This is a genomic window from Halomonas sp. AOP43-D1-4, from assembly GCF_052446175.1.
In the GTDB taxonomy this organism is placed as follows: Bacteria; Pseudomonadota; Gammaproteobacteria; order Pseudomonadales; family Halomonadaceae; genus Vreelandella; species Vreelandella citrativorans.
Genome location: NZ_JBQSVY010000005.1, coordinates 196703 through 215620, shown reverse-complemented (window position 1 = coordinate 215620; position 18918 = coordinate 196703). Strand labels below are relative to the sequence as shown.

Annotated in this window: 16 protein-coding genes and 2 tRNA genes; 1 reads left to right on the top strand and 17 read right to left on the bottom strand. The window is 55.0% G+C overall.

From position 1 onward, the window contains the following. Window positions 1–19: 19 nt before the first annotated feature. The 15 genes from ACT3RQ_RS07570 to rlmE form a co-directional block, all read right to left on the bottom strand. The gene (locus ACT3RQ_RS07570) at window positions 20–814 is read right to left on the bottom strand and encodes a DUF4886 domain-containing protein (RefSeq protein ID WP_444680249.1); all 795 of its coding nucleotides are present in this window, start codon (window positions 812–814) and stop codon (window positions 20–22) included. 316 nt (window positions 815–1130) lie between these two features. Then, on the bottom strand, window positions 1131–1400 hold the full coding sequence (rpsO, locus tag ACT3RQ_RS07565; RefSeq protein WP_018917553.1) for a 30S ribosomal protein S15: 270 nt from the start codon (window positions 1398–1400) through the stop codon (window positions 1131–1133). 180 nt (window positions 1401–1580) lie between these two features. Further along, window positions 1581–2501, bottom strand: coding sequence for a tRNA pseudouridine(55) synthase TruB (gene truB, locus ACT3RQ_RS07560; protein ID WP_444680248.1), 921 nt, complete (start codon window positions 2499–2501; stop codon window positions 1581–1583). Beyond that, entirely contained in the window at window positions 2501–2911 is a 411-nt protein-coding gene (rbfA, locus tag ACT3RQ_RS07555; protein WP_444680247.1) for a 30S ribosome-binding factor RbfA, read from the bottom strand. Before rbfA ends, truB begins: the two co-directional genes overlap by 1 nt. 18 nt (window positions 2912–2929) lie before the next feature. Continuing rightward, window positions 2930–5461, bottom strand: coding sequence for a translation initiation factor IF-2 (infB, locus tag ACT3RQ_RS07550; RefSeq protein WP_444680246.1), 2532 nt, complete (start codon window positions 5459–5461; stop codon window positions 2930–2932). A gap of 27 nt (window positions 5462–5488) precedes the next feature. Then, window positions 5489–7003, bottom strand: a complete 1515-nt coding sequence (nusA, locus tag ACT3RQ_RS07545) for a transcription termination factor NusA (protein WP_172117594.1) — start codon at window positions 7001–7003, stop codon at window positions 5489–5491. Between the two features lie 72 nt (window positions 7004–7075). Then, on the bottom strand, window positions 7076–7537 hold the full coding sequence (gene rimP / locus ACT3RQ_RS07540) for a ribosome maturation factor RimP (protein WP_172117595.1): 462 nt from the start codon (window positions 7535–7537) through the stop codon (window positions 7076–7078). A 307-nt stretch (window positions 7538–7844) separates the two neighbouring features. Continuing rightward, window positions 7845–7921, bottom strand: a tRNA-Met gene (locus ACT3RQ_RS07535). 152 nt (window positions 7922–8073) lie between these two features. Next, a tRNA-Leu gene (locus tag ACT3RQ_RS07530) sits at window positions 8074–8160 on the bottom strand. Window positions 8161–8194: 34 nt separating this feature from the next. After that, on the bottom strand, window positions 8195–8554 hold the full coding sequence (gene secG / locus ACT3RQ_RS07525) for a preprotein translocase subunit SecG (protein ID WP_444680245.1): 360 nt from the start codon (window positions 8552–8554) through the stop codon (window positions 8195–8197). A 4-nt stretch (window positions 8555–8558) separates the two neighbouring features. Then, entirely contained in the window at window positions 8559–9308 is a 750-nt protein-coding gene (gene tpiA / locus ACT3RQ_RS07520; protein ID WP_444680244.1) for a triose-phosphate isomerase, read from the bottom strand. 78 nt (window positions 9309–9386) lie between these two features. After that, window positions 9387–10736 (bottom strand): phosphoglucosamine mutase, encoded by a 1350-nt coding sequence (gene glmM / locus ACT3RQ_RS07515; protein WP_444680243.1) that lies wholly within the window; start codon window positions 10734–10736, stop codon window positions 9387–9389. Then, complete coding sequence (gene folP, locus ACT3RQ_RS07510) at window positions 10733–11647, bottom strand: dihydropteroate synthase (RefSeq protein ID WP_444680242.1); 915 nt, start codon at window positions 11645–11647, stop codon at window positions 10733–10735. The genes glmM and folP overlap by 4 nt, the downstream gene beginning before the upstream one ends. Window positions 11648–11744: 97 nt before the next feature. Continuing rightward, window positions 11745–13763 carry an ATP-dependent zinc metalloprotease FtsH gene (gene ftsH / locus ACT3RQ_RS07505; RefSeq protein ID WP_444680241.1) on the bottom strand — a complete coding sequence of 673 codons (2019 nt, stop codon included), beginning with the start codon at window positions 13761–13763 and terminating at the stop codon, window positions 11745–11747. A gap of 204 nt (window positions 13764–13967) precedes the next feature. Next, entirely contained in the window at window positions 13968–14615 is a 648-nt protein-coding gene (gene rlmE / locus ACT3RQ_RS07500) for a 23S rRNA (uridine(2552)-2'-O)-methyltransferase RlmE (RefSeq protein ID WP_172117600.1), read from the bottom strand. Between the two features lie 115 nt (window positions 14616–14730). Between rlmE and yhbY the strand changes: the two genes are divergently transcribed. After that, window positions 14731–15057: a ribosome assembly RNA-binding protein YhbY gene (gene yhbY / locus ACT3RQ_RS07495; protein ID WP_087108709.1), complete on the top strand. Its 327-nt coding sequence runs from the start codon at window positions 14731–14733 to the stop codon at window positions 15055–15057. Window positions 15058–15185: 128 nt separating this feature from the next. On the opposite strand, the gene greA is transcribed toward yhbY, so the two are convergent. Continuing rightward, complete coding sequence (greA, locus tag ACT3RQ_RS07490; RefSeq protein WP_444640321.1) at window positions 15186–15662, bottom strand: transcription elongation factor GreA; 477 nt, start codon at window positions 15660–15662, stop codon at window positions 15186–15188. Next, the gene (gene carB, locus ACT3RQ_RS07485; protein WP_444680240.1) at window positions 15659–18889 is read right to left on the bottom strand and encodes a carbamoyl-phosphate synthase large subunit; all 3231 of its coding nucleotides are present in this window, start codon (window positions 18887–18889) and stop codon (window positions 15659–15661) included. The genes greA and carB overlap by 4 nt, the downstream gene beginning before the upstream one ends. Window positions 18890–18918: the final 29 nt, after the last annotated feature.

The window sequence follows — 18918 nt, the reverse complement described above, 5'->3', positions numbered from 1 at the left end:
AGGCTATGGCTTGATGGTCTTAGCGACGGTAGTACTCCGCTACCGTGTCTTCAGCGACTTGCTGTAAAAAGGCAGCATCATCCTCGTCGATTCGACCGTAGTAAGTGTACGGGTTACCGACCACAGATGTGTCGTAAAGAGCCGAAAACACTGTGGCGGCCGCTAGGTAGCTGCCTTCTGGTGAAGGGTGGCTACCGTCATAATCGACATGCAAAGCCAGCTCTGGGCGCTGCTCATAGGCATTCTGAAAGGCAAGGCCGACCGGAATTACCAGAACATCAAGCTCATTGCCGACAGCGGTATACAATTCTTCGATCTTGTCAGTCATGCCAGGATCGTAGCTATTATGATCTTCGCTGTAGGCAGGCGTCATATAGAGCACGCTCTCTGCCCCCGTCGCTTCGATGGCTTTGTGATGCCGTAGAACCGCGTCACGAAAATCTTGTCGCTTCTCGTCGCTCAAAGCCGCGCCACTGTGTCCTTGTAGAACCACAACATCAAACGGATCAGGCAGGCCCAGAGCGTCTGGGAACAGATAGCTTTTTATGTCGTGTTGCGACAAATAAGCTCCGGAAATGGTTACAGATTTGCTGTTGAGCTGATCCGCAATATCCGGATAGGCGGCTTCCGCCATACGCTTGACGTAGTTGTGCAGACTGTTGTTGTAGTATTGATAGCTATTGCCGACATAGAGTATTTGTTGCGGGTTTGGTGAACCGAGAGCATTGCGGTTGCTTCCGGTTTCAGCCATGACCGAAGCAGGGAGTAACGCAGTAAGCGTGAAAATGCCAATTCCGGCGAGGGATGTTTTCATTGATATTATCTCCATCCTGAACTGATTTACAAAAATCCAAGGCGCATTGCGTTTAGGCACCTCAGTACGCCACATACATTACAGCAAACTTCATTCCTTTCGTAATTCCGCTTTATTATTTCAGAGGCTTGAAAACCCCCAACACTACAAAGGGCGAAGACCTCATTCCAACCAATCGAGTTTTTTCCGCACAAGCAGTCACCTATACATGTACGGAAAACCGCACATTAAAATGTACTATCAATGGTATATGTCTCAACGCAAAACGGGCAGCTCACAAGGAGCTGCCCGTTTCTCAATCTTCGCCAACAATAACTTAGCGGCGCAGACCTAAACGCTGGATCAGAGACTGATAGCGTTCGAAATCTTTACGCTTCAGGTAGTCCAGCAGTTTACGACGCTGGTTTACCATGCGGATCAGACCACGACGCGAGTGGTGATCCTGCTTGTTGGTTTTGAAGTGGTCCTGCAGGCCATTGATGTTGGCGCTCAGCAGTGCAACCTGTACTTCAGGGGAACCGGTATCGTTATCGCCGCGGCCGTATTCGTTGACGATTTCGGCTTTCGTTTCAGCGGTTAATGCCATCTGTCTCTCCAGTAAGCAATATGCCTAAAATTTAATGGGTGAGACCACGCATATTTGCAGTCTCAGGCGACTCTTTTCGACGTACTGTTTCCAGCACTATTTCAAGTACCGTTTCCAGTACTATTTCAAGTGCTATTTTCGCGTAAATCGTCACATCCTTGCAACGTTTCACCCGGACTCTTACGAGATAGCGACGGTACTTAACAGCCGCTTGGGTGCTACTTCCTGAGCACCTTTTACAACACCGAGGCCGATAAACGTCTCAGCATAATAAAGTCTTGCCAATGCATCGGGAGCCAGCGTACCAATACTCAAGTTGACTGATTGGCCGTGGGCTAAGCGCCCGTAAGCCGTTTCGTCCACCTCAAGCGTCGGCAGATGATCCACCAGCACATCAGCGGGCATTAATTCAGCCTCACGCGAGGCCTGATCCGCCAATGCCTCAAGCGCTTCGAGGGTCCACATCGCGTCACCCGTAAAAGGCCCGGTTTTGAGCCTGCGGAGCTGACTGATGTGAGCACCACACCCCAGCGCCAAACCGATATCTTCGGCCAGCGTACGGATGTAAGTCCCCTTGCTGCAGGTGACTTCAAGCTCGAAGGCTTCGCCGTCAAACGCAAGCAGGCGCGCATCATACACGCTTACCCGCCGCGCTGCACGCTCTACCTGCTTACCCTCACGGGCCAGCTCATAGAGTTTTTTGCCCTGATGCTTGAGCGCCGAATACATCGGCGGCACTTGATCGATCTCACCGCGAAAGCGCGCAATCGCGGCTTCAACGTCATCCGCTGTTAACGACGGCACATCGCGGCGCTCAATCACCGTGCCTTCTGCATCACCGGTGTCGGTGATCACACCCAGCTCAACGCGGGTGCGATACATCTTGTCGGCTTCCAGCAGGTGCGCGGAGAACTTGGTGGCCTCGCCCAGGCAAATCGGCAATAAGCCGGTTGCCATGGGGTCCAGCGTGCCGGTATGTCCGGCTTTTTGGGCCTCGAACAAACGACGTACACGCTGTAGGGCATGGTTGCTGGAAACGCCCTTGGGCTTATCCAGCAGTAATACCCCATTGACCGGTAAACCGCGACGGCGACGAGCCATTAGCGCGTCTCCTCACCTTGATCAGAGTCACCCTCTTCATCCACTTGACGGGCCCGGTCAGTCGACACGGCCTCTTCAATCAGGGAAGAGAGGTGCTGCCCACGCACCACGCTCTCATCGTAATGAAAACGCAGTTCGGGGACATGGCGCAGCTGAATGCGTTTGGCAACCTGGCTTCTTAGAAAACCGGCGGCACGCTTAAGCACCTGCAGGTTCTCTTTGATACGCTCAGGCTCCTGCTCACCCAACAGGGTGACATGGATATCGGCGTAGCCAAGATCACGGCTAACGGTTACGCCGCTCACCGTGATCATGCCCAAACGCGGGTCTTTCACTTCGCGTTGAATAAGTACCGCCAGCTCCTTCTGGAGCTGGTCGGCTACTCGGTCGGTACGCTTAAATTCGCGCATGGTTGTCTCCTCGCGGCCTTACAGGCTGCGCTCGACTCTGACTTGATCGAAGACTTCGATCTTGTCGCCGACCTGGACATCGTTGTAGTTCTTCACGCCGATGCCACACTCCATACCGTTACGCACTTCTTGTACGTCGTCCTTGAAGCGGCGCAGCGATTCGAGCTCGCCTTCGTAGATGACCACGTTGTCACGCAGTACGCGGATGCGTTTGCTGCGGGACACGGAACCTTCGACGACCATACAACCCGCCACTGCACCGATCTTCGGCGCACGGAACACATCGCGCACTTCGGCAACACCGACGATTTCTTCTTTCCAGTCGGGGGCGAGCATACCGCTCATCGCCTGCTTGACCTCATCGATCAAGTGGTAGATGACGCTGTAGTAACGCAGATCCAGGCCTTCACGCTCGATAATCTCGCGGGCAGCGGCGTCGGCACGGACGTTGAAGCCGACCACGATTGCCTCAGAGGCAAGCGCCAGGTTGGCGTCAGTACCGGTGATACCACCAACACCTGAAGAGACCACAGCCACTTGTACTTCATCAGTGGAGAGTTCTTCCAGGGCACCTTTAATCGCCTCCAGAGAGCCTTGTACGTCGGCTTTAAGAACGATATTAACCTTGGCCACTTCATCCTGACCCATCTGGCTAAACATGTTCTCAAGCTTGGCTTTCTGCTGACGCGCCAGACGTACTTCGCGGTACTTGCCTTGACGGAAGTTAGCCACTTCACGTGCTTTCTTCTCATCGGCCACGACCATGAAGTCATCACCCGCATCCGGCGTACCGTCCAGGCCCTGAATCTCAACGGGCATGGCCGGGCCAACGCTCTCAACCTGCAGGCCAAGTTCGTTGGTCAGCGCACGTACACGGCCGTAGTGCAGGCCAGCCAGAACGATGTCGCCTTTCTGCAGCGTACCGTTTTGAACCAGTACGGTGGCAACCGGGCCACGACCTCGGTCAAGACGTGACTCAACGACAACGCCTTTAGCAGGTGCCGACGGCACTGCTTTCAGCTCAAGTACTTCAGAAACCAGCTGAATCGCTTCCAGCAGCTCTTCAATACCGTCACCGGTCTTGGCGGAAACGTGTACAAACTGCGTATCACCGCCCCACTCTTCGGAAATTACGCCGTGCTGCGAGAGTTCGTTACGAATGCGGTCAAAATCAACACCAATCTTATCGACCTTGTTCACCGCAACGACCATGGGTACCTCAGCCGCTTTGGAGTGCTCGATCGCCTCAATGGTCTGGGGCATCACGCCGTCGTCAGCAGCGACCACCAGGATAACCACGTCGGTTGCCTTGGCACCACGAGCACGCATGGCGGTAAACGCCGCGTGGCCGGGGGTATCCAGGAAGGTCACGCCACCATGGCTGTCTTCAACGTGGTAAGCACCGATATGCTGGGTGATACCACCCGCTTCACCGGTGGCCACTTTGGCACGGCGAATGTAGTCCAGCAGTGAGGTCTTACCGTGGTCAACGTGGCCCATAACGGTCACGACGGGAGAGCGGGTGATCTCTTCGCCTTCATAGGAGATGCCTTCAAGCATTTCCGTTTCCAGCGCGTCATCTTTCACCAGCTTGACCTTGTGGCCCATCTCTTCCACTACGATGGCCGCTGTATCCTGGTCAATCGTTTGGTTGATGGTCACGGCCGCGCCCATGTTAAACATGGCCTTGATGACTTCGTTGGCCTTGATCGACATTTTGTCGGCAAGCTCAGCCACGCTGATTGACTCAGGGATCGATACTTCACGTACGATCGGCTGAGTCGGCTTTTGGAAGCCGTGCTTGCCATTGCCGCTCTGACTTGGGCCACGGCGGCCGCCACGACGCTCGGCACGTTTTACTTTCTTCGCCCCGCCGCCGCGCTTACGCTCTTCGCGATCACCACGGTCATCTTCGTCATCACGACCTTTTTTCTTCGCGACAGCTTTCTTGGGCGGTGCGGTACGACGGTCGGTACGGCCTTCTTTCGGCGGTGCTGGCGGCATTTCCTCTGTCGCTGGCGCAGCTTCGATCTGAAGTTCGGGCACTTCAAGTTTAGGCTCAGCCGCTGCTTTCGCTTCGGCTTCTTTACGCGCGGCGTCTTCCGCAGCTTTGGCTTTAGCGGCGGCTGCTTTCTCGGCAGCTTCACGTGCTTCGCGCGCTTTACGCTCGGCTTCGGCTTCGGCCATATCGCCTACCAACTGACGCGGACCTGAATGCTTGGACTCAGCGACTTTCGGCTTATCCTCTTCGGCACTTTTAACGTACGTTTTTTTCTTACGTACTTGCACTTCAATCGTTTTACCGCGTTCGCCGGTTTTAATACGGCTGCGCGTTTTACGGGTCAGCGTGATACGGTTTTTGCTTGTATCAGTGTCGCTGTCGCCGCCATGGCTTTTCTTCAGAAAAGTCAGCAATTTCTGCTTGTCTTCTTCAGACACGGCATCGCCTTCAGAGGCGTGCTTCAAGCCAGCTTCTTTCATCTGTTCTAGTAGGCGGGGCACATCACGGCCCACCTTTACTGCAAAATCTTTAACTGTCATATCTGACATAGTGACCCTCCTCAGCCCGTGACCTGTTTACTGTGTGTTCGAATCCGATGCGTTATCGTCTTCAAACCAGGGCGCACGGGCAGTCATGATCAGTGCCGCTGCGCGCGCTTCGTCCAACTCCTCGATATCGACCAGATCGTCGACAGACTGCTCGGCGAGATCTTCCATAGTGACAATGCCACGGCTAGCCAGAATGAAGGCCAGATGGCGCTCCATGCCGTCCATTTCCAGCAGATCAGTTGCTGGCTGGGCACCGTCTAGCGCTTCTTCCGAGGCAATCGCCATCGTCAGCAGCTCGTCTTTCGCACGTGCACGCAGCTCTTCAACCAGATCTTCATCGAACTCTTCGATCTCGAGCATTTCTTCAAGCGGCACGTAGGCAACTTCTTCCAGGGTAGTAAACCCTTCTTCTACCAGCAGGCGGGCCACGTCTTCGTCCACTTCAAGGTGCTGAACGAACGTGTCCACCAAGCTATCAATCTCCTGCTCGCGCTTGGAGTCAGCTTCTTCTTCGGTCATCACGTTGATACGCCAGCCGGTAAGCTCTGACGCCAAGCGTACGTTTTGACCACTACGCCCAATTGCCTGTGCCAGGTTATCCTGAGCAACCGCCACGTCCATTGCGTGGGCATCCTCGTCGACAAGGATAGACCCAACATCAGCGGGCGCCATGGCATTAATGACCAGCTGGGCGGGATTGTCGTCCCACAGCACGATATCGACACGCTCATTTTGCAGCTCAGACGAAACAGCCTGAACGCGTGAACCACGCATCCCCACACACGCCCCTACCGGGTCGATGCGGCGATCATTGGTCTTAACGGCAATTTTGGCACGTGAGCCAGGGTCGCGCGCAGCCCCTTTAATCTCAATCAGCTGTTCAGCGATTTCAGGTACTTCAATTTTAAACAGCTCGATAATCAACGCCGGGTTGGTACGCGACAGCTGCAACTGGGCGCCCCGTGCATCCGGGTCAACTTTAACCAGCAGTGCGCGAACCCGCTCGTTCATGCGGTAACGCTCGCCGTGGATCATCTCATTGCGCGGCAAGAAGGCTTCAGCATTCTCGCCCAAATCGATAATCAGGCCGTCGCGAGTGGTCTTTTTGACAATACCGGCCACCAGCTCGCCTTCACGGTCCGCATATTGGCGAACCACTTCAGCGCGCTCAGCTTCACGCACTTTTTGTACGATGACCTGCTTGGCAGTTTGGGCGGCAATACGTCCAAACATCGCGTTTTCGATCTGCTGTTCGACAACGTCGCCAAGTTTCAAAGGCGGGTCGCGCTGCTCGGCGATGGTCTCTTTGATTTCGTAATCTGGCGTTTCGAATTCGTCATCTTCAACCACTGTCCAGTAGCGGAAGGTGTCGTATTCCCCTGTACGGCGGTCGATACGCACCCGTACATTGGCTTCTTCATTTTCAAAACGCTTGCGTGACGCGCTCGCAAGAGCCGCTTCTACCGCCTCGAAGATGACATCCCGGGGGACGCCTTTTTCGTTGGAGATCGCGTCAACGACCATTAAAATTTCTTTACTCATGCGTTTGCCTCGCCAGAAAACCTGTCCTTTTGTGCATCACCCCGGCAGCCTGCCGGCAGCGCCGCCACCCGGTTAATCGTCGAACTGCGGTACGATGTGCGCTGAATCAATGCTTTCAATCGGAAAGCAGAACTCCTCGCCATCCAGTTGTAGCAGTACTTCATCACCCTCGACACCTGCCAAGAGCCCCTGGTATTTGCGCCGTCCATCAAACGCCACGCGCAGCTTAAGTGCGACATGGTGGCCTTGATAGCGGGTAAATTGATCCAGGGTATATAAAGGGCGTGCCATACCGGGCGAAGAGACTTCCAGCCGGTACTCACCGGGAATGGGATCTTCCACGTCCATCACAGCACTGACTTGGCGACTAATATCAGCGCAATTTTCCACACTGACACCGCTTTCGCTTTCGATGTAAACCACCAACCGCGAATGCTTGCCTTGGGAAACATGATCGATACCCCATAGTTCAAAGCCCATGGCGGCGACGACAGGTTCAATTAGCGCATGTAGCGCTGCGTGTTTAGTGGCCACAGACAAAGCTCCTATAGCCGTTGCATCAGGCACCTGGCCAGGAGTTATTAGAGAAGCCAGGAGGCTGATTGGCGTTACCCGGAATGTGTCTCCGGCAACTCGGACGATATCCGCTCTTGAGACACGCTTGTTAACAAAAAGCTTGCTAACAAAAAGCCCCTTCACAGGAAGGGGCTTTTCATAAGAAACCTGTAATACCAACCAGGGAACACAGCGCAGGATTTACCTACTTGGCAATTAACCCTTATCGACATCTCATTACCATGATCTGTCAGGCTACTCGCCTATCTAACGTGCTACCAGGAAATGGTAGCGGGGACCGGATTTGAACCGATGACCTTCGGGTTATGAGCCCGACGAGCTACCAGACTGCTCCACCCCGCATCAATCTAGGTCGACGATAATAGACACTTGAACCACTTACGTCAAGAACTCTTTTCGTCTCAGGCGCTAAACCTGGGTTTCTTTATCAAAACGTTTTTTGACGAACGTTGTTTGATAAAGAGTCTGGGAAGCTGGCGAGCCAGCAAAACAGATGGTGCCGAAGGCGGGACTTGAACCCGCACGACCATACGGTCACTACCCCCTCAAGATAGCGTGTCTACCAATTCCACCACTTCGGCATCAGGGGAGGCTAAAGAAAGCGACATCAAGCATTTACTCGCTGCTTTCCTCTAGCACTGGCGCGGCATTATCCACACTTGCAGGGCTATCGTCAAGCGTTGGAACGCTTTGCTGTTGCTCGATCAGGCGTGAATCAGGAATACCCGCTTCCGGCGCCTGGCCTGCTTGCGTTGCAAAGTACGCCAGCGCCATAGAAGTTACGAAAAAACCTGCTGCCAGAACCGCGGTTGTACGCGATAAAAAGCTACCGCTACCGCGCGAGCCAAATACCGTTTGTGAGGCACCGCCTCCAAACGCGGCACCCGCTTCGGCACCTTTACCCTGCTGAAGCAGGATCAATACAACCAGGGCGACCGCAATCACCACGTGGACCATAAGAATTGCAACTTGCATGGCGTTATCCTGCTGACTGACAAATGGCGTAAAAATCATCGGTTTTGAGCGAAGCACCGCCCACTAAACCGCCGTCGATATCCGGCTGGGCAAGTAGCTCAGCCGCATTTTTTGCGTTCATACTGCCGCCGTAGAGCAACCGCATTTGCTCAGCGAGCGCTGCACTAAACTCTGCGAGGTAGGCGCGAATGCCGGCCATTACGTCCTGCGCCTGCTCGGGCGTTGCTGTCCGCCCGGTACCAATCGCCCATACGGGTTCATAGGCAATCACGACCGCTTGGCGCTGTTCGGGCGCTAAACGCGTCATCGCATAGCCTACCTGGCGCAATACCACATCCATGGTCTTTTCTGCATCGCGTTCGGCAAGTGACTCACCCACACACAGAATGGGTGTCAGGCCATTATCCAGCGCCGCCAATAAGCGATCAAACACCTGCTCATCGCTTTCACGGTACAGCTCGCGACGCTCGGAGTGCCCCACCAGCACATACGCCACTTCGAACTCTTTGAGCATACGTCCGCTCACTTCACCCGTGTGTGCACCAGACTCGATAGGATTGAGCGTCTGGGCGCCTAGCGCTAGCGGTGTATTGCGAAACGCCTGACGCGCCGCGTCCAGATAAGGAAAGGGGGGAATAAGCACAACGTCCAAGGCTGCAGGTAACGAGACATCAGCAAACACGCTGCCAAAATCATTTATCAGTGCAGCGGACCCGTTCATTTTCCAATTACCGGCAATTAATGGCGTACGCATGAACTCTCCTCACTCAAGGTGGAGCGAAATGGTATAGGAGCGGCCTTGACAAGACAACCGCTGACAAGCACAGCTGCCTTATTTGAGCAAGGCTTGAACACGATCAGCCAGCCCCTGAGTTAACTGATCAACATTCAAGTGACCGCAGCCTTCTACCATCACGCGTATCAATGGCTCGGTGCCGGAGGGCCGCAACAGCACCCGCCCTTGATCACCCAGCTGTTTTTCAACGTCAGAAACAGCGTCCTGCAGGGCGCTTAATGCCATGACATCATGCGCCAAGGTCCCAGCGGGCAAGCGCACATTCACCAAGGCCTGCGGGACTTTCTCAAACCCTTTCAGCAATTCCGGCAGCGATGCTTGCTCACGGATCATCAATGCCAACACCTGTAGAACAGCGACAATGCCGTCACCAGTGGTTTGCACATGTCCGCATACAATATGCCCCGACGCTTCACCGCCCAACTCCCACTCGTTAGCCGCCATCATCTCCATGACAAAGCGGTCGCCCACCTTGGCCCGTTTAAAGGGGATACCCAGCTTTTCAAGCGCGACAGCAAGGCCAAAGTTACTCATTAAGGTGCCGACCACGCCGCCTGCTAACAGGCCTCTCTCATGACGGTCACGAGCAATCAAATAGAGAATATCATCGCCATCAATTTCGCGGCCATCACTATCCACCATCAACACGCGGTCCCCATCACCATCAAATGCGATGCCTAAATCGGCCCCCCGGTGGATGACCGCAGCACGTAGCGCCGCAGGATGTGTAGAGCCTACTTGATGGTTAATATTCAAGCCGTCAGGTGACGCGCCGATAACGCTGACCTCTGCACCTAGCTCGCGAAACACGTTTGGCGCGATGTGATAGGTCGCACCGTGGGAGCAATCCAGCACAACGTTTAGCCCATGCAGGCTTAAGCGGTCTGGCAGCGTCGATTTGCAAAACTCGATATAGCGACCAGCGGCATCACCGATCCGAGTTGCCTTGCCCAGCTGGGCCGCTTCAGCGGTCGTTAACGGCGCCTCCAGCATGGCTTCGATACGGTCTTCTGTCTCATCGGGGAGCTTTTTGCCCTCTGCCGAGAAAAACTTGATGCCGTTATCATCAAACGGATTATGTGATGCTGAAATCACGATCCCTGCATCGGCACGAAACGTGCGGGTGAGATACGCAATACCTGGTGTCGGCATGGGCCCCAAAAGCGACACATCAACGCCAGCGGCTGAAAGCCCGGCTTCTAACGCCGACTCAAACATATAACCTGAAATACGCGTGTCTTTACCAATCAACACCCGCGTCCGACCCTTTTCGCGGCGCAATACCTGGCCCGCTGCCCAACCAAGCTTGAGCATAAAATCGGCAGTGATTGGTGCTTGTCCGACCGTGCCCCGAATCCCGTCGGTACCAAAATAGCGTCGTGTCATGAATATTTTTCCTCGTTTCGCGGCATGTCGCACCCCTCCTGGAGTACCGCCCAGGCCATATTAACGGCATCGACCGTCGGCCCCACATCGTGCACGCGTAGGATTTTAGCGCCACGTTCAACGGCCATGGCAGACAGCGCAAGACCACCCGCCAAACGCTCTTCAACCGGACGCCCCAGCACTTTGCCAATCATGCTTTTACGCGACATTCCCACCAATAGCGGCAAACCAAGCGCCTGCAGGGCATCCATATATTTTAGCAGGCGCAAATTGTGTTCAACCGTTTTACCAAACCCAAAGCCCGGGTCGAGCAGCAAACGGCTGCGACGCAGGCCAGCAGCCTCGCACTCCGCGACACGCTGCGCTAGATAATCAGCGACAGCCACTTCCACCGGCTGGTCATAAGAAGGTGACTGCTGCATATCCTGCGGCTCACCCTGGCGGTGCATTAAACAGACAGGAAGCCCGCTGCCAATGGCCGCCATTAAGGCATCTTCACGCTCAAGCGCACGCACGTCGTTAATCATTCCGGCGCCCAGCGCACTTGATTCGCGCATCACCAGCGAGCAGCTGGTATCGACTGATACCAACGCGTCCAGCTCACGAACCAGCGCCTCAACAACCGGCGCGACCCGATCAAGTTCCTCTTGAGCACTTAGCGGCTCAGCCCCGGGGCGCGTCGACTCACCACCCACATCAATAATCGCGGCACCTTCGGCAAGCATACGCTCGGCATGACGCAGCGCGTCATCCAGCGCTACGTGCCGACCACCATCAGAAAAAGAGTCGGGCGTAACATTTAAAATCCCCATAACGCGAGGAAAAGAGAGATCCAGTACATGGCGCCCGCAACGCATGTGCACATTCTCATTCATTGCGGGCGATAAAGAGGGGTCAATTATTGATTTCATGCGGCTGCCTATTAAAAAGAAGCACTGCTACTGCCTGAATAACAGCATAACAAAAAGGCGCCCCATATTGGGGCGCCTTTGCAGTGGCCGGAGCGTATCAGGAGCCCGTTGAACCACCTAGCGGGTCAGAGGGGCGTCGGCGAGGTTTGTCATCATCCTCGTCACCCTCATCCCCTGAAGCACCACCACCAGACGCATGATCAGTGGCGTTCGGTGAATCGTTCTGCGTCGTCGGTGCGTCATCGCTAACGGGCGTGCCACCACCCGGTGAATCACCGTCGTTCCAACCTTCCGGCGGACGCGGATCACGGCCTTCCATGATGTCTTTCAACTGGTCGGCATCGATGGTTTCGTACTTCATCAACGCTTCGGTCATGGCTTCCAGTTTATCGCGATTATCGGTCAGGATCTGACGCGCCTGCTCATAACAATCGTCAATAATCTTACGTACTTCTTTATCAAGACGCGTCGTTGTGTCACCCGACTTCATCTTGCTGCCGCCCTGGCCCGGGCCACCGAGAAACTGATGTGACTCATCTTCGTCGTACATGATCGGGCCCATCTCGTCTGACAGCCCCCATTTCGCGACCATGTTATGAGCCAGTTCGGTAGCGCGCTTGATGTCATTAGAAGCACCGGTGGTGACACCGTTGGCCCCCAGCGTCATCTCTTCGGCGATACGGCCACCGAACAGCGAACAAATCTGGCTAAGAATCTGCTGACGCGACAGGCTATAACGGTCTTCCTCGGGCAGGAACATGGTGACACCCAATGCCCGACCGCGCGGAATAATCGTTACCTTGTAGACCGGATCGTGCTCAGGCATCACCAGACCGATAATCGCATGGCCCGATTCGTGATAAGCCGTATTCAACTTCTCTTTATCGGTCATGACCATCGATTTGCGCTCAGCGCCCATCATGATCTTGTCTTTGGCAAGCTCCAGCTCTTCCATGCTAACCAAGCGCTTGTTACGGCGCGCGGCGAACAGCGCTGACTCATTCACCAGGTTAGCCAAATCGGCACCTGAGAAGCCTGGCGTTCCACGCGCAATAATCGACGGTTTAACGTCTTCTGCCAGCGGCACCTTACGCAGGTGAACGCCCAGAATATGCTCACGGCCACGGATATCTGGTAAGCCAACGGTCACCTGACGGTCAAAACGGCCCGGGCGCAGCAGCGCTGGGTCAAGTACGTCCGGACGGTTGGTCGCGGCAATCACGATAACGCCTTCGTTGGCTTCAAAGCCGTCCATCTCAACCAGCAACTGGTTAAGCGTCTGCTCACGCTCATCATTACCGCCGCCCATACCGGCACCGCGTGAACGACCTACCGCGTCAATCTCATCGATAAAGATAATACAGGGCGACTGCTTCTTGGCCTGTTCGAACATGTCACGTACACGCGATGCACCGACACCCACAAACATTTCAACGAAGTCGGAACCGGAAATCGAGAAGAACGGCACCTTGGCTTCACCGGCAATCGATTTTGCCAGCAGCGTTTTACCTGTACCCGGCGGGCCCACCATCAATACACCGCGAGGGATCGTACCGCCCAGGCGCTGGAACTTAGTTGGATCACGCAGGAAGTCGACAAGCTCTTCCACTTCCTCTTTCGCTTCATCACAGCCAGCTACATCGGCAAACGTAGTTTTGATCTGGTCCTGAGAAAGCAGCTTAGCCTTGGACTTGCCAAAGCTCATCGGGCCGCCTTTACCGCCACCAGCACCGCCCTGCATCTGGCGCATAAAGAACATAAAGATGGCCAGAATCAACAGAATCGGGAAGCTTGCGATCAGCAGGCGCGTCCAGATGCTTTGCTGCTCTGGCGCTTTACCCACAACCGTTACATTATTGCTTAGCAGGTCATCCATCAGCTTGGGGTCTTCAGCCGCCGGACGAATCGTCTGGAACTGCGAACCGTCCGTACGCTCACCGTTAATGGTATAGCCATCAATGGTAACGCTACGCACCTGCTGATTTTGCACCTGCTCCACAAACTGGGAGTAGTTGGTGCTTTGGGGAGCACTTTCGGTACTAAAATTGTTGAACACTGTCAGTAGCACAGCCGCGATGACCAGCCACAGAATCAGGTTCTTCGCCATATCGTTCAAGGGGCTACCCTCATTACAAGAATCCGTCAGTTAAACGCCAATACTGAGACCTTACACCAGTACCTGGCGTTCAACCATTGCCAAAGCACTATTAACTTTGGGCCATCTGTATCACGCTTATCTCATGCGTATAATGTGACACACCTTGCGCCTGCCTGTCTGGCAATCGCGATGATAAATCTTTGCTATGCACGACCTGTCAGTTTAGCCGCGAAACCCCTCCGCTAGAAAGTAGACTTCCCGCGAACGAGCCCGCGAGGCATCTGGCTTACGGATCACGACACGATCAAAACTGCCGCGCAATTCTTTAAGGTAGGCGTCAAATCCTTCCCCCTGAAACACCTTGGCCAGAAAGCGGCCTTTGGGGGGCAGTGTCTCACGGGCGAGCTCTAGTGCCAGCTCTACAAGGTACATAGCCTGAGGCTGGTCAATCGCAGCCATACCACTCATATTGGGGGCCATGTCGGACATCACAAGGTCTACCTGACGATTTCCCAGCCGTTCAAGAATCGCATTAAGCACCGACTCTTCCGTAAAATCGCCTTGAATAAAGTCCACCCCTGCCAGCGCGTCCATCTCCAGTATGTCAGAGGCGATCACCACACCGTCCATACCGACTTTTTCAGCGGCGATCTGACTCCAACCGCCAGGCGCCGCGCCCAGATCAATGATCGTCATGCCCGGGCGAAGCAGCTTATCTTTTTCATCCAGCTCCAGCAGTTTATAGCTTGCGCGAGAGCGATAACCATCCTGCCAACTCTGTTTCACGTACTGGTCGTCAAAGTGCTCTTTCTTCCAGTTGTTGCTGGTTTTGCTCACTGAATGTTTACGACTCGGGGGCTTTTGCTGCATATCAGAATCTAACACTGCAATATAGAGATGGGCGCATTAACGCGATAGCTTTCACTTGGTGGCATTTCACCGTAAGATGGAACGTTAAGCGCTAACCGGGATACCGCAAGATACCATGAGCTTGTCACAGGCACAAAAGAAAGCATTTCGCAGCATTGGCCACCATTTGAACCCAGTGGTCACCGTTTCTGAAAACGGCGTCTCCGAAAATTTGCTCACAGAACTCAACCGCGCGCTCAACGATCACGAGCTTATCAAGGTAAAACTTGCCCTGCCTGAGCGTGACGACCGTGCGGCCATGCTAAACGAACTGGTCACCGGCAGCCGCGCCGACGTCGTGCAAACGATTGGCAAAATGGCACTGCTTTATCGCAAAAACCCTAAAGCCAATCCGAAGCTCTCTAACGTTTCACGCTTCGAGGGTCATCACGGCCGCCACTAACGCGTCACTGCCTGGCTGTTACAAAGAGCGATAAAAAGCCCGCGATTCGGTTGATATCAACCTGATAAGCGGGCTTTTTTATGGGCGCCCATTAAGTTGGGCACCCACTAGCTCTATAGACCTAGCGCTTAGACATATTCAACGCTTTCGATCTCATACTCAACGTCGCCACCGGGTGTTTTCACCACGGCAACGTCGCCCTCTTCTTTACCGATCAGCGCACGTGCAATCGGGGACGTGACGGAAATGCGGCCAGACTTAATATCTGCCTCATCTTCGCCCACAATGCGGTAGGTCACGCTGGCATCCGTATCCAGGTTGAGCAGAGCGACCGTGACACCAAAGATCACTTTCCCTGTATTCGGCAGCTTGGTGACATCAATCACCTGCGCTACCGAAAGCTTGCTCTCGATTTCCTGAATACGGCCTTCGATAAACCCCTGTTGTTCACGGGCAGCGTGGTATTCGGCGTTCTCCTTAAGGTCGCCGTGCTCACGCGCTTCGGCAATCGACGCAATCACTCGCGGGCGCGCTTCACCCTTAAGATGATTGAGTTCTTCGCGAAGGCTTTTTTCACCCGCAACCGTCATCGGGACCTTGTTCATTGACTTGCTCCTGCATGCAGATCCTGAAGGCGACGCACCGTAATCTCCCTACCGTACTCAAGTGCCATACAAACGGCATTAGCGCCCGCCAAGGTGGTTGCATAGGGCACCTTGCGCGCAAGAGCAGTACGGCGAATGACCGAAGAGTCATTAATAGCCTGACGACCTTCGGTAGTGTTCACGATGTAGGCGATTTCGTCGTTCTTAAGCAGATCGACGATATGGGGACGACCTTCATAGACTTTATTGACGTGCTCGACCGCAAGCCCAGCGGCTTCCAGTGCTTCGGCTGTGCCGCGTGTCGCGCATAGTGTGAAGCCTAATGTTAGCAGAGAACGAGCGACTTCGATAATCCCCGCCTTGTCCGGCTCACGCACGGAAAGGAACGCCTTGCGATCCCCCTCAAGCGCCGGGATCGCTTCGCCTGCACCCAGCTGCGCCTTAAAGAATGCTTCGGCAAAGGTCTCGCCTGAACCCATTACTTCACCGGTGGACTTCATTTCCGGCGACAGAATCGGGTCAACGCCCTGGAACTTATTGAACGGGAAAACCGCCTCTTTCACGCTATAGAAGTGCGGAATGATTTCGCGCTCAAAGCCCTGCTCGGCAAGTGTTGTGCCCGCCATGCAGCGTGCCGCAATCTGGGCCAGCGAGGTACCAATGCACTTGGAGACAAACGGCACGGTACGCGACGCACGCGGGTTAACTTCAATCACGTAGATCTCTCCATCCTGCCAGGCCAGCTGCACGTTCATTAAGCCCTTTACGCCCAGCTCAACGGCCATCTGCTTGACCTGCTCGCGCATTTCATCCTGTACATCGGCGGGTAGCGAGTAAGGCGGCAGCGCACAGGCGGAGTCACCGGAGTGAACGCCCGCTTGCTCGACGTGCTGCATAATGCCGCCAATGACTACCTGCTGGCCGTCTGAAACCGCATCAATGTCGATCTCAATGGCAGCACTCAGGAAGTGGTCCAGCAGCACCGGTGAGTCGTTGGAAACCTTGACCGCATTGGTCATGTAGTTCTCAAGCTCGGAGGCGTCGTAGACGATCTCCATGGCCCGACCGCCCAACACGTAGCTGGGGCGCACGACCAGCGGGTAACCAATGGTTTCCGCCTTGGCGAAGGCTTCTTCAAAGCTGCGTGCGGTAGCGTTAGGCGGCTGTTTCAGGCCGAGCTTGTCGATCATCACCTGGAAGCGCTCGCGGTCTTCAGCACGGTCAATCGCATCCGGTGTGGTGCCGATAATTGGCACACCAGCCGCTTCCAGCTCACGAGCCAGTTTCAGCGGCGTTTGACCACCGAACTGAACAATCACGCCAACCGGCTTCTCTTTGTCAGCAATTTCAAGCACGTCTTCAAGCGTCACCGGCTCGAAGTAGAGGCGATCAGAGGTGTCATAATCCGTCGACACGGTTTCCGGGTTGCAGTTGACCATGATGGTTTCATAGCCGTCATCGCGCATGGCGAAGGCGGCGTGCACACAGCAGTAGTCAAACTCGATGCCTTGACCAATACGGTTCGGCCCGCCACCCAGCACCATGATCTTCTGGCGATCAGATACGTCCGCTTCACACTCCTCTTCATAGGTGGAGTACATGTAGGCGGTATCAGAAGCGAACTCGGCAGCGCAGGTATCCACGCGCTTGTAGACCGGGCGAATGCCAGCGGCCTGACGCGTTTGGCGGAACTCTTTTTCGCTCACGTTCAGCAGCGTGGCCAGGCGCGCATCGCCAAAGCCTTTGCGCTTGAGCTGATAGAGTTCGCGCGCAGAGAAATCGCTTAGCGAGCGTTTGGCAACAGCGGCCTCGGTCAATACCAGGTCTTCCATCTGGACCAGGAACCAGGGGTCGATATTGGTCAGTGCGAAGACGTCATCCACGCTCATACCTGAACGCATGGCATCGGCCACATAGAAGATACGCTCAGCGCCTGCCGCCTGAAGCTCCCCCTTGATCAGGGCCATATTTTCCGGGTTGAAGTCGGTAATAATCGGGTCGAGACCGTCGTTACCGGTTTCCGTACCGCGCAGTGCTTTTTGCAGCGACTCCTGGAAGGTACGGCCAATGGCCATGACCTCGCCCACCGACTTCATCTGAGTCGTCAGGCGATCATTGGCCTGCGGAAACTTCTCAAATGTGAAGCGCGGGATCTTGGTGACCACGTAGTCGATAGACGGCTCGAACGACGCTGGCGTGCGTCCACCAGTAATATCGTTTTGCAGCTCATCCAGGGTGTAACCAATCGCCAGCTTGGCGGCGATTTTGGCAATCGGGAAGCCGGTTGCCTTGGATGCCAGTGCGGAAGAGCGTGACACCCGTGGGTTCATCTCGATCACGACCAGGCGGCCGGTTTTCGGGTCCATACCGAACTGCACGTTGGAGCCACCGGTTTCCACGCCAATCTCGCGCAGCACCGCAAGGCTTGCGTCGCGCATGATCTGGTACTCTTTGTCCGTCAGCGTTTGCGCCGGTGCGACAGTAATCGAGTCGCCGGTATGCACACCCATCGGGTCAAAGTTTTCAATCGCACAGACAATGATGCAATTATCTTTTTTGTCGCGCACGACCTCCATTTCGTACTCTTTCCAACCCAGCAGCGATTCATCAATCAGCAGCTCGTGGTTGTTGGAAAGCTCGAAACCACGCGTACAAATCTCCTCAAACTCTTCCTTGTTGTACGCCACGCCGCCACCGGAGCCGCCCATGGTGTAGGAGGGCCGAATAATGGTCGGAAAGCCAAGCTCGGCTTGAATTTCCCACGCTTCGTCCATGGTGTGCGCGACTTTCGCTTTCGGGCACTCAAGGCCAATACGCTTCATGGCCTGGTCAAACAAATCGCGGTCTTCGGCCATGTTGATGGCGTCGGCGTTGGCACCGATCATCTCCACGCCGTGCTTTTCCAACACGCCATGTTTTTCCAGATCCAGCGCACAGTTAAGCGCGGTCTGACCGCCCATGGTGGGCAGAATAGCATCGGGCTTTTCAGCCTCGATGATCTTCTCAACGGCCTGCCAGGTAATCGGCTCAATGTAGGTAGCATCCGCCATGGCCGGGTCGGTCATGATGGTGGCCGGGTTGGAGTTCACCAAAATAACCCGGAACCCCTCCTCGCGCAGCGCCTTACACGCCTGGGCGCCGGAGTAGTCGAATTCGCAGGCCTGGCCGATAACAATCGGGCCAGCGCCAATGATCAAAATACTGTTTAAGTCGGTACGCTTAGGCATAACGGTTCCCGCAAAAAATGGTGACGAAG

What these genes read in the sequence shown, in the direction of transcription:
- ACT3RQ_RS07570 (WP_444680249.1), bottom strand. Translation starts at nt 814, where the DNA reads ATGAAAACATCCCTCGCCGGAATTGGCATTTTCACGCTTACTGCGTTA.
- rpsO (WP_018917553.1), bottom strand. Translation starts at nt 1,400, where the DNA reads ATGGCATTAACCGCTGAAACGAAAGCCGAAATCGTCAACGAATACGGC.
- truB (WP_444680248.1), bottom strand. Translation starts at nt 2,501, where the DNA reads ATGGCTCGTCGCCGTCGCGGTTTACCGGTCAATGGGGTATTACTGCTG.
- rbfA (WP_444680247.1), bottom strand. Translation starts at nt 2,911, where the DNA reads ATGCGCGAATTTAAGCGTACCGACCGAGTAGCCGACCAGCTCCAGAAG.
- infB (WP_444680246.1), bottom strand. Translation starts at nt 5,461, where the DNA reads ATGTCAGATATGACAGTTAAAGATTTTGCAGTAAAGGTGGGCCGTGAT.
- nusA (WP_172117594.1), bottom strand. Translation starts at nt 7,003, where the DNA reads ATGAGTAAAGAAATTTTAATGGTCGTTGACGCGATCTCCAACGAAAAA.
- secG (WP_444680245.1), bottom strand. Translation starts at nt 8,554, where the DNA reads ATGCAAGTTGCAATTCTTATGGTCCACGTGGTGATTGCGGTCGCCCTG.
- tpiA (WP_444680244.1), bottom strand. Translation starts at nt 9,308, where the DNA reads ATGCGTACGCCATTAATTGCCGGTAATTGGAAAATGAACGGGTCCGCT.
- glmM (WP_444680243.1), bottom strand. Translation starts at nt 10,736, where the DNA reads ATGACACGACGCTATTTTGGTACCGACGGGATTCGGGGCACGGTCGGA.
- folP (WP_444680242.1), bottom strand. Translation starts at nt 11,647, where the DNA reads ATGAAATCAATAATTGACCCCTCTTTATCGCCCGCAATGAATGAGAAT.
- rlmE (WP_172117600.1), bottom strand. Translation starts at nt 14,615, where the DNA reads ATGCAGCAAAAGCCCCCGAGTCGTAAACATTCAGTGAGCAAAACCAGC.
- yhbY (WP_087108709.1), top strand. Translation starts at nt 14,731, where the DNA reads ATGAGCTTGTCACAGGCACAAAAGAAAGCATTTCGCAGCATTGGCCAC.
- greA (WP_444640321.1), bottom strand. Translation starts at nt 15,662, where the DNA reads ATGAACAAGGTCCCGATGACGGTTGCGGGTGAAAAAAGCCTTCGCGAA.
- carB (WP_444680240.1), bottom strand. Translation starts at nt 18,889, where the DNA reads ATGCCTAAGCGTACCGACTTAAACAGTATTTTGATCATTGGCGCTGGC.